General features: G+C 72.0%; 13 protein-coding genes. 4 read left to right on the top strand and 9 right to left on the bottom strand.

Annotation, left to right across the window (positions count from 1 at the left end; translation table 11 throughout):
- Positions 1-25: 25 nt before the first annotated feature.
- From ACFRAV_RS22960 to ACFRAV_RS22945, 4 genes are all read right to left on the bottom strand, one after another.
- Complete coding sequence (locus ACFRAV_RS22960; protein WP_382558136.1) at positions 26-799, bottom strand: hypothetical protein; 774 nt, start codon at positions 797-799, stop codon at positions 26-28.
- 201 nt (positions 800-1000) lie between these two features.
- Positions 1001-1315 (bottom strand): response regulator transcription factor, encoded by a 315-nt coding sequence (locus tag ACFRAV_RS22955; protein WP_382558135.1) that lies wholly within the window; start codon positions 1313-1315, stop codon positions 1001-1003.
- A gap of 65 nt (positions 1316-1380) precedes the next feature.
- Positions 1381-1551: a hypothetical protein gene (locus ACFRAV_RS22950; protein WP_382558134.1), complete on the bottom strand. Its 171-nt coding sequence runs from the start codon at positions 1549-1551 to the stop codon at positions 1381-1383.
- A gap of 220 nt (positions 1552-1771) precedes the next feature.
- On the bottom strand, positions 1772-2134 hold the full coding sequence (locus ACFRAV_RS22945; RefSeq protein ID WP_382558133.1) for a hypothetical protein: 363 nt from the start codon (positions 2132-2134) through the stop codon (positions 1772-1774).
- A gap of 178 nt (positions 2135-2312) precedes the next feature.
- Here ACFRAV_RS22945 and ACFRAV_RS22940 point away from each other — a divergent pair, with 178 nt between their 5' ends.
- On the top strand, positions 2313-3302 hold the full coding sequence (locus ACFRAV_RS22940; RefSeq protein ID WP_382558132.1) for a LuxR C-terminal-related transcriptional regulator: 990 nt from the start codon (positions 2313-2315) through the stop codon (positions 3300-3302).
- A 345-nt stretch (positions 3303-3647) separates the two neighbouring features.
- Positions 3648-6278 (top strand): LamG-like jellyroll fold domain-containing protein, encoded by a 2631-nt coding sequence (locus ACFRAV_RS22935; protein WP_382558131.1) that lies wholly within the window; start codon positions 3648-3650, stop codon positions 6276-6278.
- A gap of 98 nt (positions 6279-6376) precedes the next feature.
- On the opposite strand, the gene lysS is transcribed toward ACFRAV_RS22935, so the two are convergent.
- On the bottom strand, positions 6377-8146 hold the full coding sequence (lysS, locus tag ACFRAV_RS22930; protein ID WP_382558130.1) for a lysine--tRNA ligase: 1770 nt from the start codon (positions 8144-8146) through the stop codon (positions 6377-6379).
- 224 nt (positions 8147-8370) lie between these two features.
- Between lysS and argS the strand changes: the two genes are divergently transcribed.
- Positions 8371-10161, top strand: coding sequence for an arginine--tRNA ligase (argS, locus tag ACFRAV_RS22925; RefSeq protein ID WP_382558129.1), 1791 nt, complete (start codon positions 8371-8373; stop codon positions 10159-10161).
- Positions 10162-10217: 56 nt separating this feature from the next.
- On the opposite strand, the gene ACFRAV_RS22920 is transcribed toward argS, so the two are convergent.
- The 3 genes from ACFRAV_RS22920 to ACFRAV_RS22910 all read right to left on the bottom strand — a co-directional run bounded on the left by ACFRAV_RS22920 (position 10218) and on the right by ACFRAV_RS22910 (position 13660).
- On the bottom strand, positions 10218-10715 hold the full coding sequence (locus ACFRAV_RS22920; RefSeq protein ID WP_382558128.1) for a hypothetical protein: 498 nt from the start codon (positions 10713-10715) through the stop codon (positions 10218-10220).
- Positions 10716-10882: 167 nt separating this feature from the next.
- Positions 10883-13210: a hypothetical protein gene (locus ACFRAV_RS22915; protein WP_382558127.1), complete on the bottom strand. Its 2328-nt coding sequence runs from the start codon at positions 13208-13210 to the stop codon at positions 10883-10885.
- A gap of 21 nt (positions 13211-13231) precedes the next feature.
- Positions 13232-13660 (bottom strand): hypothetical protein, encoded by a 429-nt coding sequence (locus ACFRAV_RS22910; protein WP_382558126.1) that lies wholly within the window; start codon positions 13658-13660, stop codon positions 13232-13234.
- Between the two features lie 179 nt (positions 13661-13839).
- On the opposite strand from ACFRAV_RS22910, the gene ACFRAV_RS22905 reads away from it, so the two are divergent.
- The gene (locus ACFRAV_RS22905; RefSeq protein WP_382558125.1) at positions 13840-14640 is read left to right on the top strand and encodes a DUF4253 domain-containing protein; all 801 of its coding nucleotides are present in this window, start codon (positions 13840-13842) and stop codon (positions 14638-14640) included.
- Positions 14641-14705: 65 nt separating this feature from the next.
- Here ACFRAV_RS22905 and ACFRAV_RS22900 read toward each other — a convergent pair whose 3' ends face one another.
- A complete protein-coding gene (locus ACFRAV_RS22900; RefSeq protein WP_382558124.1) occupies positions 14706-15116 on the bottom strand; it encodes a hypothetical protein in 411 nt (136 codons plus the stop codon).
- Positions 15117-15178: the final 62 nt, after the last annotated feature.

Here is a 15178-nt window from a genome sequence, read left to right as displayed (position 1 = left end):
TGGCACTGGACCAGGTCACGTCCGGTCAGGAAGAGGCCTTGGAGCGGGAGTAGGAGCCGCCGCCCGTCACCCGGGTCTGGATGGACGGGTAGGTGGTGGCGTAGCAGCCCCAGGACCCGAAGGAGCAGAGCTTCACCTTGTACTTCATGGTCGAGTAGGCGGTCGACGTCGGCAGGGCGGACTTGCTGTTGTACTCGCGGCCGATGGTGTCCACCACCGAGGACTCACGGGTGAAGTAGTCGTAGCGGCTGCCCCAGGCGACGACCTTGGAGCCGTTGTACTTGAAGTTGACGACCGTGTGGTAGTCGTAGATCACGCTGCCGAGCAGGCTGTGACGGGTGACGGAGTAGCGGACCTGCTTCCACCGGCCGGTGGCGTCGGTGGCGTCGGGGTTCGTGCCGTCGGTGGGGGCGTCCAGTCCGGGGATGACCACTTCGTCGCTGGTGGTGAGGTCGGCCCCGGCCGGCACGGCCAGGACCTCGTTCAGCTCCTCCGAGGTGTAGTCCTCGGAGACCTTCCCGCCGTCGGCGAGGACCGTGTAGTCGATGGTCTCCTCGTGGTACTCGTCCGGCGTGCCCGGGCAGGTGAGGCCGTCCGCGATGGAGGACGTGGCGGCCAGGGAGCAGTCGGCCTGCCCCGCGGTGCCGTCGATGACCTTCTCCACGGCGGATATCACCGCCTGGTCCGAGTCCGGGTCCACGGCGTGGGCGGCCGGCATCCCGGCGGTCAGTGCCGCCACGGCGGTCGCGGCGACCAGGAGGTGCCTGGTGATTCTGTTCTTTCCGGTGGTGCGCTGCATGAGGAATTCCCGTCTGGTCGCATGGCGTGCCGCTTGTGCGCGAGAAGATGCGCGAGAAGACGGGCATTACCGCGCGAACGGTGCGCGAATTCTCTGACCTCTCAGCGGAATTGCCGGATGGCGTCGAACGGCCGCTATATTTCTCGGCCGCCGACGTCCGTCGCAATTGGACCTTCGGGATAAGCGGATCGGTCAGGGTCGTCAGACAGTGACCTTCGGCAGGGGCTCGCACGGGGATCCGGCGCCGCAGGTGCAGGGGCGCAGGATGGAGACCGCGACGACCGCGGCCGCGGTCCGGCTCTCCAGGCCGAGCTTCAGCAGGATGCGTCCGACGTGGGCCTTCACGGTCCCCTCCGAGACGCCGAGCCGCCGGGCGATGGCCTGATTGGTACCGCCGGTGGCCAGCAGCGTCATCACCTGGTGCTCGCGCACCGACAGCCGGCCGATGCGGGCCAGGGCCGGGCGCAGGTCGGGCAGCTCCGGTGCGGGGGCGGCGGGGATGGTGTTCCCGGGCATGCGTTCTCACATTCGATCGCGGGGAGTGTGCTCGGACGGCGGAACGGGCCGGACGAACTCCCAGGTCACGGACCCCAGATGCCGCTGTCCTCGCCGGCCTCCGGCTGGGACGTGACAGGGGCGTCGCCCGTCGCGCGGAGGTCACCCGGTCCGGAGGCGGAGGTGAGGCTGAGGACGAGGGCCAGCGGGACGGCGGTGAGGGCGACGACGACGGACGCGATGCGGGCGCGGATCACGACAACTCCTTGGCGGGCGGAACGGCGGGACGGCGGGTCCCGCGGGTTGCGGCTTCGGGCGGGCGGAGCAGGGGCGGGGCGCCCCGCGGTGGCGCCCGCCGGCCGCGTCCGGGTGTGCCCGGTGCGGCCGTTCCTCAGCTTCCACCACGGCCGGGACCGGAGAAAGCGCCTGGCCGTGGTCGGAAGCGGCCCTGGCACAAAGGGGCCTGGCGACGGCCGCTCAGGACGGGGGTAACCCCGGCCCGGTCCCCCGTCCGGGGCCGCCCCGGCCCGGCCGCAGCCGGAAGTCCGCCTCGAAGACGGGTGCCACGAAGGCTGCTCCGCACCGGTCGAGCCCGCAACCGGCCAGGGCCGGGTGGGAGCGCAGGACCCGCAGGCAGGCGGTCTCCGCCGCCCGTTCCGCCTCCACCAGGCTGGGCGCGGCCACGAACAGACCCAGGACCGGCCCGCCCTGGGCGTCGGGATGCGGGGTGACGTGCTCGATGCTGGTCGTCCCGGTGACCTGCGCGCGCAGCCGGGCCTTGAGGTCGTCGGGCAGTTCCAGCCCCGGGGGTCCGGTCAGCCGGGCATGGATGAGGTACATGCTGCCCACCCTGTCGAGCCCCGGCCGATCGGCCTAGGGCGGCTCGCGGGCCGCTTCGGGCCATGGCCGAAAGGGGCCGCTACGCCGTTGTCAAAGCCATGGCGAAAGATGAAGATCATCCCGCTCCGAGTGGAGGAGCCGTGCCGACCCGCCCCGGGGAGGGCGGACAGGGGGGAACATGCTGGAGACCTTGGGACTGGACCAGCAGGCGGAGGCGGTCTACCGCTGCATGCTGACGCGACCGACGATGCGCCTGGCCGAACTCATCGCGATCCTCGGGCAGTCCGAGGAGGCCGTGACCTCGGCGCTCGACCGCCTCAGCGCCCTGGCGCTGGTGCAGCCCGACCCGGACGGAGGGGTCCACGCCGTCCGCCCGGAGGTCGGGATGGAGCGGCTGCTGGCCCAGCAGCAGGCGCAACTGGCCAGCTGGCAGCAGCAGATGGAGATGTCGCGGGTGGCCGCGGCGCAGCTGATCTCCGAGTGCACCGACCTCACGCGGGGCATGGACGACCCGGGCGCCGAGCGACTGGTCGGAATCGACGCGATCCGTGCGCGCATCGCCGAGCTGACCGGGCGGCTCCGCGAGGAGATCATGACGTTCGCCCCGGGCGGGGCGCAGCGCCCCGCGGACATCGCCGAGGCCCGCACCGTCGACCGGCCGATGCTGGAGCGCGGCGTGCGCATGCGCACCCTCTGGCTGGACAGCATCCGCAACGACGGGCCGACGCTGGAGTACGCGACCTGGCTCCACTCGCTCGGCGGGAGGGCGCGCACCGTGCCCACGCTGCCGGTTCGCATGATCATCCTGGATCGCGAGTGCGCCCTGCTCCCGGTGGACACCGCTGACGCGACCGCCGGCGCGGTGGTGCTGCACGGTCAGGGGACGGTGGCCGCGCTGTGTGCCCTGTTCGAGCACCTGTGGCAGTCCGGGACCTCGCTGGGCGCCCCGCCGTCCCCGGACGAGGAGGGCCTGACCGGGCAGGAGCGGGAGTTCCTGCAGCTCCTGGGGCAGGGGCTCACCGACCAGGCGATCGCCGGCCGGCTCGGCGTCTCCCACCGGACGGCCCGCCGGATCGCGGCGGCGCTGATGGAGAAGCTGGGGGCGCGCAGCCGCTTCGAGGCCGGGCTGAGGGCGGCGGCGCGTGGCTGGCTGACGCCCGACATCTGACGGTTCAGGCGTCCCACCTCTCCGGGCCGTGGTCGATTTTCGGCCACGGCCCGGTGCCGTTTGCGTCCGCCCTCGCCGCGAGGACCGCTCCGGACGGGCCGGCCCGGCGGGAGCGGCCTGCGCAGACGTTCCCCTTCTCCGCCCCGAACGGCCCGCCACCCGCAAATCGCTTTTTGGCCAAAGATGATCAAGGCGTCGGGAATTTGTTGACCTCTCGCGATCGCGACTGCTTTATTTCGTCCGCCCTTCGCAGAAGATCCAGCCGTGTTTCGGCGCGCCGGGACGCATTCGCGATTCCCGAATTCCCGCGGCCCCCGTGGCGGTCCGCATTCCAGACGGAGCGAGATGAGAAGAACCATTTGGTCGGTCGCCGTGGCGGTCTCCGCCATGACGATCGGGGCGGTCCCGGCCCATGCCGCGCCGCCGATGTCCGAGACCCCCGCCGCGGTCGTCGCCTCCAAGGTGGAACCGGAGGTGCGCGAGCAGGCCGCCGAGGGTGAGACCGTCCGGGTCAACGTCGTCACCCGGACCAAGGCCGACATCCCCGACGCGGCCCAGGTCGGCGAGGTCATCCAGACCCTGGACCAGCTGCGCGTGGTGACCCTGCGGGTGAACGAGGGCGACCTGGCCGACCTGGCCGCCCAGCCGGGCGTGACGAGCGTGACCGAGGACCGTCCCGAGCCCGCGTCGCTCGCCCAGAGCGTCCCGCTGATCGGCGGTGACAAGGCCCGTTCCGCCGGCTTCACCGGCGCGGGCAGCGTGGTGGCCGTGCTGGACACCGGTGTCGCCACCCACCACCCGTTCCTCGCCGGCCGCATCGCGGGCGAGGCCTGCTTCTCCGTCACCGACCCCGACTACGAGGCCAGCAGCCTGTGCCCCGGCGGGGAGGACGATCAGCAGGGCACCGGCTCGGCCGACGCGGACAGCGGACCCTGCGCCGAGCTCGACTGCTCGCACGGCACCCATGTGGCCGGCATAGCCGCCGGCAACGGCAAGGACCTGGCCGGCGCCCCCGCGGCCGGCGTCGCCCCCGGCGCCGACATCCTCGCCCTCCAGGTCTTCAGCAGGATCGACTCGGAGGACTTCTGCGGCGAGGGCGCCGCACCGTGCGTGCTGAGCTTCCCCAGCGCCCAGCTCTCAGCGCTGGAGGACGTGCTGGCGAAGAAGCAGAGCGGCATGCCGCTGGTCGCCGCCAACATGAGCCTCGGCAGCGGCCAGTACGCCGCCGCCTGCGACAACGACCTGCGCAAGCCGGCCGTCGACGCCCTGCTCGCCGCGGGTGTCGCCACGGTCGTCTCCGCCGGCAACAGCGCCTACGCGAACGCGGTGAGCGCCCCCGCCTGCATCTCGTCGGCCGTCGCGGTGGGCAGCACCACCAAGCAGGACGACCTCTCCTACTTCAGCAACCGCGGCCCGCTGCTGGACGTCTTCGCCCCCGGCAGCGGCATCACCTCCTCGGTCCCCGGCGACGGCTGGGCGTCGATGAGCGGGACGTCGATGGCCGCCCCGCACGTCACCGGCGCCTTCGCCGTGCTCCGCCAGGCCTTCCCCACCAGCGGCGTCGCCGAACTCACGGCCCTGCTGAAGGGCACCGGCAAGGCCGTCACCGTCTCGGGCGTCACCACCCCGAGGATCCAGCTCGACGCGGCCACCGCGTCCGCCACCAGGCCCACGTCCGGCGAGAACCGGTGGAAGCTCGCCGCCGACGGCACGGACACCGCCGGCACCAACCCGTTCACCGCGGTCGGCGGGGCCGCCTTCGGCGCCTCCGACGCGCCCTACAGCCTCTCCGGCGCGGCCACCTTCAACGGCAGCACCGGATACCTGAAGAGCCGGACCAGCGCGGTGAAGACCACCGGCGACTACACCGTCTCCGCCTGGGTCAGGATCAACTCCGCCACCAGCGGCATGGCGCTCTGCCAGGGCACCAGCACCCACCAGGCCTTCTACCTCGGCTACGACCCGACCAACAAGGGCTGGATGTACCAGACCACCACCACCGACGACGACAGCACCGACTGGCCGACCGCCGAGGGCGGCACGGGCTCAGGACCGGTCGGCACCTGGGCGCACCTGGTCGCCACGTACAGCAGCAGCACCGGTGCGATGGCGCTGTACCAGAACGGCACGCTCCAGGGGAAGGCCGTCAACCGCACCCCCCAGTACAACTCCGCTCTGCCGCTCACCGTCGGCGGCTGCACCAACCCGTCCATGGGGACCGACCCGTACTACACGTTCCCCGGCAAGATCGCCGACGTCCGCGTCTACCCCTACGCGATGAGCTCCGCGCAGGCCGGACAGGCCAGCGTCACCGTCCCCACGGGATGGACGGACGGGATGCCCGAGGACCAGTGGAAGCTGGCCACCGCCGGCACCGACACCGCGGGCCTCAACCCGCTCACCGTCGGCGGCGGCGCCGCCTGGTCCACCGACCGGCCCGCCGGCACCAGCCTGACCGGCTCGGTCGCCTTCAACGGCAGCACCGGCCTCCTCAAGGGCAAGCAGGCCGCGGTCGACGCCCACCGCGACTACACGGTCGCCGCCTGGATGAAGATCAACTCGGCGGTGGAGGGAACCGCCGTCTGCCAGGGCACCAGTGAGCACCAGGCCTTCTACCTCGGCTACGACCCCGGCAACAAGGGCTGGATGTTCCAGACCACGACCACCAACGGCAACGACACCGACTGGGTGACCGCCGAGGGCGGAACGGGCTCGGGACCGGTGGGAACCTGGGCGCACGTGGTGGCCACCTACGACGCCGACACCGGCGCCATGGCCGTCTACCAGAACGGCGTGCTCCAGGGCCGGGCCACCAACGCCACCCCGCAGTACGACTCCGGTCTGCCGCTCACCGTCGGCGGCTGCGTCAACTCGGCCTCGGCGACCACCCCGTACCAGGCCTTCCCCGGCAACGTGGCGGACGTCCACGTCTACCCCCGCACGCTGACCGCCACCGAGGTCTCGGCGCTCGGCTGACCCGGCGTCCACGCCGCACGACGGCCGAAGGCACCGGTGCCCCGGTGGTCTCGCGACCACCGGGGCACCGTCGTGCGCGCGCCCGCGCGGGAGCGGCGTCAGCCGGCTCGGCCGCCGAGCAGCGACCGGACGCGGTCCGCGCCCACCGCGAGCAGCAGCGTGGGCAGCCGCGGGCCGGTGTCCCTGGAGACCAGCAGCCGGTACAGCAGCACGAAGAAGGTGCGCTGCGCCGTCTTGATCTCCGCCGGCAGCTCCTTCGGCGTCGCGTCCGCCGAGAACCCGGCCTGGACCTTCGGCACGCCGTAGACCAGGTGGGTCAGGCCGTCCAGCGACCAGTGGTCGTCCAGCCCGTCCAGCAGCAGCCGCAGCGACTCGCGCCCGGCCTCGTCCAGCGAGCCCAGCAGCTCCGCGTCCGGCTCGTCGCGCACGATGGTCCGCTGGTCGGCCGGCACCTGCGTGTTGATCCACGCCTCGGCCTTGTCGTACCGCGGCCGCGCCTCGTCCAGCGAGGACAGCGGGTGCTCCGGCTCCAGGTCGCTGAGGATGCGCAGCGCCTGGTCCTGGTGGCCGCCGGTGATGTCGGCGACCGAGGCCAGCGTCCGGTACGACAGCGGACGCGGCGTCCCCGGCAGCTCACCCGCGGCCGTCGACGCGGCACGCGTGTACGCGGCGATGTCGCCGGGCAGCGCGCTGCCGTCCTCCACCTTGGCCCCGAGCCGGTCCCACTCGTCGTAGAGCCGCTGGATCTCCTGGTCGAAGGCGACCTTGAACGACTGGTTCGGCCTGCGCCGTGCGTACAGCCAGCGCAGGATCTGCGGCTCCATGATCTTCAGCGCGTCGGCCGGCGTCGGCACGCCGCCCTTGCTGGAGGACATCTTCGCCATGCCGCTGATGCCCACGAAGGCGTACATCGGGCCGATCGGCTGCTCGCCGCCGAAGATCCCGACGATCTGACCGCCGACCTGGAAGCTGGAGCCCGGCGAGGAGTGGTCCACGCCGGACGGCTCGAACACCACGCCCTCGTAGGCCCACCGCATCGGCCAGTCGACCTTCCAGACCAGCTTGCCGCGGTTGAACTCGCTCAGCAGCACCGTCTCGGAGAAGCCGCAGGACTCCACCGTGCAGGTGTAGGCCATCTCGGTCGTCTCGTCGTCGTACGAGGTGACCGTCGTGAAGTCCTTGCCGCAGCCGCCGCAGTACGGCTTGTACGGGAAGTAGCCGCCGGCGCCGGAGCTGCCGTCGTCCTCCTCGGCCGCGCCGGAGCCCTCGGCGGCCTCCAGCTCGGCCTCGTCGAGAGGCTTCTGCTGCTTCTGCTTGAGCTCCTGCGCCGGGTCCTTCTTCTTGGTCCGGTACTGGTCCAGGATCGCGTCGATGTCGCCGCGGTGCTTCATCGCGTGCAGGACCTGCTCGCGGTAGACGCCCGAGGTGTACTGCTCGGTCTGGCTGATGCCGTCGAACTCCACGCCCAGCTCGCCCAGCGAGGCGACCATCGCGGCCTTGAAGTGCTCGGCCCAGTTCGGGTACTCCGAGCCCTTCGGCGCGGGCACCGAGGTCAGCGGCTTGCCGATGTGCTCCGCCCACGACCCGTCGACGCCCTCGACGCCGTTCGGCACCTTGCGGTAGCGGTCGTAGTCGTCCCAGGAGATCAGGTGCCGGACCTGGTGGCCACGGCGGCGGATCTCGTCGGCGACCAGGTGCGGGGTCATCACCTCGCGCAGGTTGCCGAGGTGGATCGGCCCCGACGGGGAGAGACCGGACGCGACCACCACAGGTTTGCCCGGGGCCCGACGCTCCGACGCCTCGATGACCTCGTCCGCGAAACGGGAGACCCAGTCGGTGGTCTCGGTGCTCTGAGCCACGATCGGCACGTCCTTCTTTCCTGAGGGGAGACGCCCGGCCGCCGCGACGCCCGCGCGGCCGTTCCCCCATTCTCCCAGGTGCGGGCCCCACCGTGAAAACGCCTTTCCCTCCCGTCCCACGCGCCGCGCCGCCCGGCCCGCCGCGCGCCCGCGAAACGGCGAGGCGGCCCGGCCCCCGGCGGTGGGATACTGGGCGGGCACACCCATCCCTCGAGGAGAACGGCACCCACTCCATGACCTCGGTCAAGTCCCTCACCGCTTCCGTCCACGCGCGCCTCGCGGACGCCCTCTCGGCTGCCCTGCCGGAGGCCGCCTCCGCGGACCCGCTGCTGCGACGAAGCGACAGGGCGGACTACCAGGCCAACGGCATCCTCGCCCTCGCCAAGAAGGCCAAGGCCAACCCGCGCGAGCTGGCGACGCAGGTCGTGGAGCACGTCGTCACCGGTGACCTGATCGCGGACGTCGAGGTCTCCGGCCCCGGCTTCCTCAACGTGACCGTCTCCGACAGGGCGATCACCGAGAACCTCGCCGCGCGCGCCGCCGACGAGTCGGGCCGCCTCGGCGTGCCGCAGCGTGAGGACGCGGGCACCACGGTCATCGACTACGCCCAGCCGAACGTCGCCAAGGAGATGCACGTCGGCCACCTGCGCTCCGCCGTCATCGGCGACGCGGTGCGCCGGATGCTGGACTTCACCGGCGAGAAGACGATCGGCCGCCACCACATCGGCGACTGGGGCACCCAGTTCGGCATGCTCATCCAGTACCTGATCGAGCACCCGCACGAGCTGGACCACGAGGCCGACCCCTCGGCGGACGTCGAGGCGGCCGGTGAGGAGGCGATGTCCAACCTCAACCGCCTCTACAAGGCCTCGCGGGCCGTCTTCGACTCCGACGAGGAGTTCAAGACCCGCGCCCGGCAGCGGGTGGTGGCCCTGCAGTCCGGCGACGAGGAGACCCTCGCGCTGTGGCAGCGGTTCGTCGACGAGTCGAAGATCTACTTCTACTCCGTCTTCGCCAAGCTGGACATGCCCGTCGCGGACGACGAGATCGTCGGCGAGTCGGCGTACAACCCGATGATGGCCGAGACCGCCCGCATGCTCGAGGAGTCCGGCGTCGCCGTGCGCTCCGAGGGCGCGCTGGTCGTGTTCTTCGACGAGATCCGCGGCAAGGACGACAAGCCGGTCCCGCTGATCGTCCAGAAGGCCGACGGCGGCTTCGGCTACGCCGCCTCCGACCTCTCCGCGGTCCGCAACCGCGTCTTCGACCTCAAGGCCGACACGTTGCTGTACGTCGTGGACGCCCGGCAGGCCCTGCACTTCCGCATGGTCTTCGAGACGGCCCGCCGCGCCGGCTGGCTGAGCGACGCCGTCAAGGCCGTCCACCTGCAGTTCGGCACGGTCCTCGGCAAGGACGGCAAGCCGTTCAAGACCCGTGAGGGCGAGACGGTGCGCCTGGAGGACCTCCTCGACGAGGCGTCCGAACGCGCGGCGGCGGTCGTGCGGGAGAAGGCCGAGGAGGGCAACATCGAGCTCACCGAGGAGGAGATCGCCGAGCGCGGCGCGCAGGTCGGCATCGGCGCGGTGAAGTACGCGGACCTCTCCACGTCCGCGAACCGCGACTACAAGTTCGACCTCGACCAGATGGTCTCGCTCACCGGCGACACCTCGGTGTACCTCCAGTACGCGTACGCCCGTGCCCGGTCCATCCTCCGCAAGGCCGGCGAGGCCCGCCCCGTCGCCCACCCGGAGCTGGAACTCCACGCGGCGGAGCGGGCGCTGGGGCTGCACCTCGACGGCTTCGCCGACCTGGTCGCCGAGGCCGCCGCGGAGTACGCGCCGCACAAGCTGACGGCGTACCTGTACCAGCTGGCGTCGCACCTCACGTCCTTCTACGCGGACTGCCCGGTCCTGAAGGCCGACACCCCCGAGCAGCGGGAGAACCGCCTCTTCCTCTGCGACCTCACCAGCCGCACCCTCCGCCAGGGCATGACCCTCCTGGGCATCCAGACCCCCGAGCGCCTGTAGCCCTCCGCCGCCCCCGGGTGAGGCCCGCCGCGACCCTTGCGGCGGGCCTCACCCGTTCACCGGACGGTGACGGTGTCCGGGATCCGGGGCCGGTTCCGACAGGGGATGTACCGCACCATCTGCCGGGCGACGTGCAGAACCACGTCCTCCTGCAGCCGGGCTTCGGAGGCAGTCAGTCGTTCGAGGCGCACCTGCACCTCCAAGGGCAACGCCGCCGCCTGTTCAGGGGGAGCCCCCCGCACCTTGCATGCCATTGCCAGCCGAAGGACGGGGTAGACCTCCGCACTGCGTTGCAGGTACAGCCCGTCTCCCACCGGCTCGTACGGCTCCCGCGGTACGCGGTTGCGCAGCATGTCCAGCGTGAACGGCGCCCAGTGAACCGTCACGCTGAACCGGGCCGTGCTCTTCAGGCTTTGCAGCCCGCACGGCTCTGTGCCGTCCCCGACCGAGGGGGACTCACCCGGTTTCCACCGAACCGCTGTGGAAGACAGCGACTCAGCGGCCTGTGCAACCTGGGTACTGCTGCTGAATGCGGTGAACGGTCCACCACCCATGGCGCGGACAACAGCGCCCACACGGTCACGCCCAAGCAACTCATCGCATCCGGGTGCGGAGGTCGAGAGGGGATTCCTTTCCCCGTCCGGCGCCGTGGCGCAACCACTCAGCGCGGTTACCAGGAACACGGCTCCGGAGAGGGCCCTCAGGCTTGGTCTCCTCCCGTTCACTGCGCCAGTTCCCTGTCCTTGATCGTGCCCCTGCCCTGGTGGTACGACCGGCCGACGTCCTGGTTCAGCTGACCCACCTGCTCGTACCCCATCCCGGACCGCATGGCGTAGCGCTCCGTGGGCCGCACGGCGCTCTTCTCGCCTTCTTCCGTAACGGCTCCGGCCTCAATGATCGCCCGCCCGTCGTTGTTGAACTCGCTGGCTTCCAAGTACTCCAACGTGTGTGTCCCGTAGGCCGTGTTGACGGTGGAGCCGACGGACTCCACGAAGATCGGCACGGCCACGGCCGTGACCACCCCCGCTGCGGGTCCCGCGATCAGCGCCACTCCGGCACCGACAACCACGCCCACCCCGGCGCTGACGCCGTTCTTCCGCCACTCGGCCGCCTGCTCGCCAGCCAGGTTCTTCTCGTCCTCCACGTCCCTGAACTCCTGGCGCACGGCATGCGCTCGCGACTCGTCCAACATGCCATGCAGCTCTGCTGTGTTCTGCGCGAACAGGCTGCCCCGGCCGTGATCGTTCTCCAGCGCCGCCAGGCCGCTCGCCACATACAGCGACTGCGCGGACTTCAGCGTCCCGTAAGCCTCCTCGTGGCCGCCCGCCAGCATGAGGAAGTTCGCGATGTCTGCCTCTCCGAAGGCCGGTTCCGATCCGAGTCTGCTGGAGTCCGCGAAGATGACCTCCCTGTTCGCGTGATCACCACCCCCGACGCCGTAGCTCCCGTAGTTGAACTCGTCGATGTACGCCGCCCCCATGCGGCCGAGGCTGTCCATCATCGCGTCCGGCGGTGGCGTCTCCCGCGTGATGTTGTACCGGTCCATCACCTTCCGCATGATCTCCACCGACTCCGGATCCCGCGGTAGCGCCCCGTGGGCGGAGTCCCACGCCGCGCCCGTGACCGCCGCCTCCAAGGCATGGCCCAGCGCGTCCGGGCCATGGGCCGCTGCGGCGATGCCCTTCTCGCTGCCGGGACTCGCCGAGGATTCCAGCGGCCAATCGAAGTCCGCCCTCGTGAGCTCGTCGAAGTAGCTGTAGCCCAGCTTCCCCGCCGGCTCCACCGCGCCGTCGTCCCGGTACACGGTCGGCGTCGCGTCGGAGAAGAACTGCTTCGCCGCCTCCGGGCTGTGTCCCAGCCCTTCCAGCACACTGGCCAAGGGGTCGTACCCGTTGCCCGTACCGCCCCGCGGGTTGAAGCCGAGGTCGCTGTCCTCACCCAAGGCCCCGGGGGTCGCCAGCTCGAAGAGGTGCGGGCTCCGATGATGCAGCTGCGTCACGTGCTCGGCGATCGGCAGCAGGAAGCGCGGGTCGTACTCCCCGTGCCGCAGCAGCCCGCCCAGGACCTGGTAGCCGAGCGGCTGCACGGGTCCCAGCGGGTTCACCGCGACCGGCTGCGTGCCCAGCCGCCGGAACTCCTCTCCCCAGCCGGCCGGCAGACTCACCCGGCTGTCCGGATCCGTCGCCGTGGCCAGCGCGAGGCCCATCCCCTCCTGCAGCCGCCGGGTGAGCGCCAGCCGGCTCGCGTCGTCGCCCTCCGTGCCGTCCAGGGACATCCGGCCGTAGAACTCCAACACCTCCTCCGGCTTCCCGAAGGACCGGTAGAACCCGGTCGCGAACTCCGCGTCGCCGACGTTCCCCTCCAGGATCAGGTCCAGCTCCCGCAGCCGCGCCTCGCTCAGCGTCTCCCCCCGCCCGGCCAGGGCCCGTGCGTGCGCGACCAGACGCGCGGCCCGCTCGACCTCGACCTGGTCGACGGTGACGTACCGCCCGTCGGCGTCGTGCGGGTCCCCGCCGTGGATCCGGGCGAGCGCCGCGGCGACGTTCTCGTCCAGCTCCGCCGCCACGTCACGGATCCGGTTGATCTCCGCCTCCAGCGCCTTCCTCCTCGCCTCCCGCGAGGTCTCAGGCTGGACGGCGACGGCGACACCCGCCGCGTCCGCCGCGTCCGCCACGGCGGCGAACCGGCAGCGGGCCCTGCCCCCGCTCGCCTCGCCGACGATCAGGCCCAGCCGCGTCGCCTCGTCCACGGCGGCACGCATCCGCGTCTGGCAGCCGGACAGCTCGGCGTGCGCGTCGCTCAGAGCCCGGTGCACGCCGCGGGCCTCGCCGTACAGGTCGCCGATCTCCTTCACCGTCATCCCGACGAACTCCCGGGACACGGTCGCGTTCACCCCCGCCCAACGCGCGGCCTCCGCCTTCGCCTTCAGGCCCTTCCGCGCCTGTTCCCGCAGTGCCTTCAGACCGGCGGCCGTCCGCTTCCAGTCGTCGGCGGCGTCCGCCAGCACGCCCAGGTCGACCTGGTACAGGTCGGAGAACGACAGCCCCATGACCTACGGCCCCGTCCGTCTCTACCTGAAGTACGTCGCGAGCACCGACACCGGTACCGCGGAGGACCCGTCCGGCCCGGTCAGCACGGCCGCGATCTCCGCGTCGTCCCGGGCATGGGACTTCCTGCTGTGGTCGAGGTGGTTCGAGATGTGCGCCGCCGCCTGCAGCACGGTCCGCACCTGCGCCGACCAGGTCTCCAGCGTGGTCGCCAGCGCGCCGCCCGTCGCGAAGCCGGAGGCCCTCAGCACCGTGGCCGCCCGCCAGGTCACCCCCTCACCGTCCGCACCGTCGCACCCGACGTCGGCGACCCCGCGCAGGCCCTCGTGCAGCACGAACGCCTCGTGCCCGACCGCGCCGAGGTCGTCCTGGTGCACCCGGAGGTCGGAGCCGTCCCGCCCCTGCCGTGCGGCCGCCTCCCCCTTGAGCCGCTCCCACTCGCTCCAGGCCATGTCCTGCCCCGTTCCACCCCTGCCCGCGCGAAGCCCCTGCTTCGGTGGAGGCAGCAGATCAGCTTGGGGCACCTCGTGTCAAAGGGTGCGAACAAGACATATGGACCGATGGTGCGATCAGAGTCAACTTCTCCGCACCGCAGGCCGACTGTCGGCGCCGCCCTCTACAGTCCGACCCCATGGCCAGCCTTCCCAACGCCCTCGTGAACCCGCCCGCCTCCCTCCGGCTGCCGCCCGGCCGTCTCGTCGACACGACCGTCGACGGCCCCTGGCACGAGCCGCTGCTCTGGTACGGCGACGCGCCCGCCGCCGTCGGCGACTGGGCGTCGCTCCGGGCCACCGGGCGCCCCCTCGGCCTCCTGCCGGTCCTCCTGGACGTCGGCACGGGGCACGGCGAGCCCGCCGGCTGGGGGCTCGACCCCGCCGGCACGACGTACCCCGGCGACCACGACCCCGCCGCCGTCCTCGACGACCACTGGTCCGGCTACCAGGAGTACGCGAACCTGGTCGGCCCCGACGAGGCGGGCGTGCGGGCCGACGCCTGGCAGGGCCTGGCCCCCGCCGCCGCGCCCCGCACCGATCCGGACCGCGACGCCGCCGACACCGCGGACGTCGTCGTCGAGGGGGTCCCCTGGCTGAAGGACGTGCGACCGGCCCTCGTCCCGGCGCGCCGCAGCGCCGACATACCCGCGGCCATCGGCTGGAGCGGCCCGCTGAACCACGAGGGGGACGTGGCCCGCCTCTGCGCCGTCCTGCGCTCCTGGGAGGACCGCTTCGGCGCCCGCGTCCTCGCCCTCACCTTCGACCAGCTGGTCCTCTCCGTCGCCTCCCCGCCGGGCACCCAGGAGCACGCGGAGGCGGTGGCCGCCGAGCACTACGCGTTCTGCCCCGACAACATCGACCAGGGCATCTCCCCCCTGAAGAGCTACGCGGAGCGAGCAGTCCTGAACACCCACCTCTGGACCTTCTGGTGGGACTGAGCGGCCGTTGCAGGTGAGTCCCGGACGTGTCGCCCCCCGCAGCACGTCCGGGACTCACCTGCGCACTACACCGGCCTCGGGGCGTGCTCCCGCAGGGCGGCGGCCTCCTCCAGGAGGGTCCAGCCGTCGGCTGTCGTCTCGCCCGGCACGTCCGGCTGCCAGCCGCGGGTCAGCGCCACCTGGAGCAGGGCGCGCACGGCGCCGGGCTCGTGCAGGTTGAGGCCGGCGCCCCGGACGAAGCCGACGTCGCCGGAGCCGGTGAAGCCGCCGCCGGGGACGTAGCGGCCGGGGCCCTGGTCGAAGACGACGCGGAAGCGGCTGACGGCCCGCTCGCCCGGGCGGTACGTCAGCGTGAGCGTCTGGCGGCAGTCCACGGGCGGCCCGCCGTTCGGCCGCCGGTGACTGTGGCTGTGCGTCCACCGGTACTCGCGCCCCTCGGCGACCAGACGGCGCGGCGCGTGCGCCTTACGCGGCATGGCACCGGGCGTGACGGCCGACGCCTCGGGCCGCGCGGAGTCCGGGCCTCCCCGACCGCCCC

Origin of the sequence: Streptomyces sp. NPDC056600, assembly GCF_042792855.1 — a bacterium.
In the GTDB taxonomy this organism is placed as follows: Bacteria; Actinomycetota; Actinomycetes; order Streptomycetales; family Streptomycetaceae; genus Streptomyces.
This window is presented reverse-complemented; position numbering and strand designations above follow the sequence as displayed.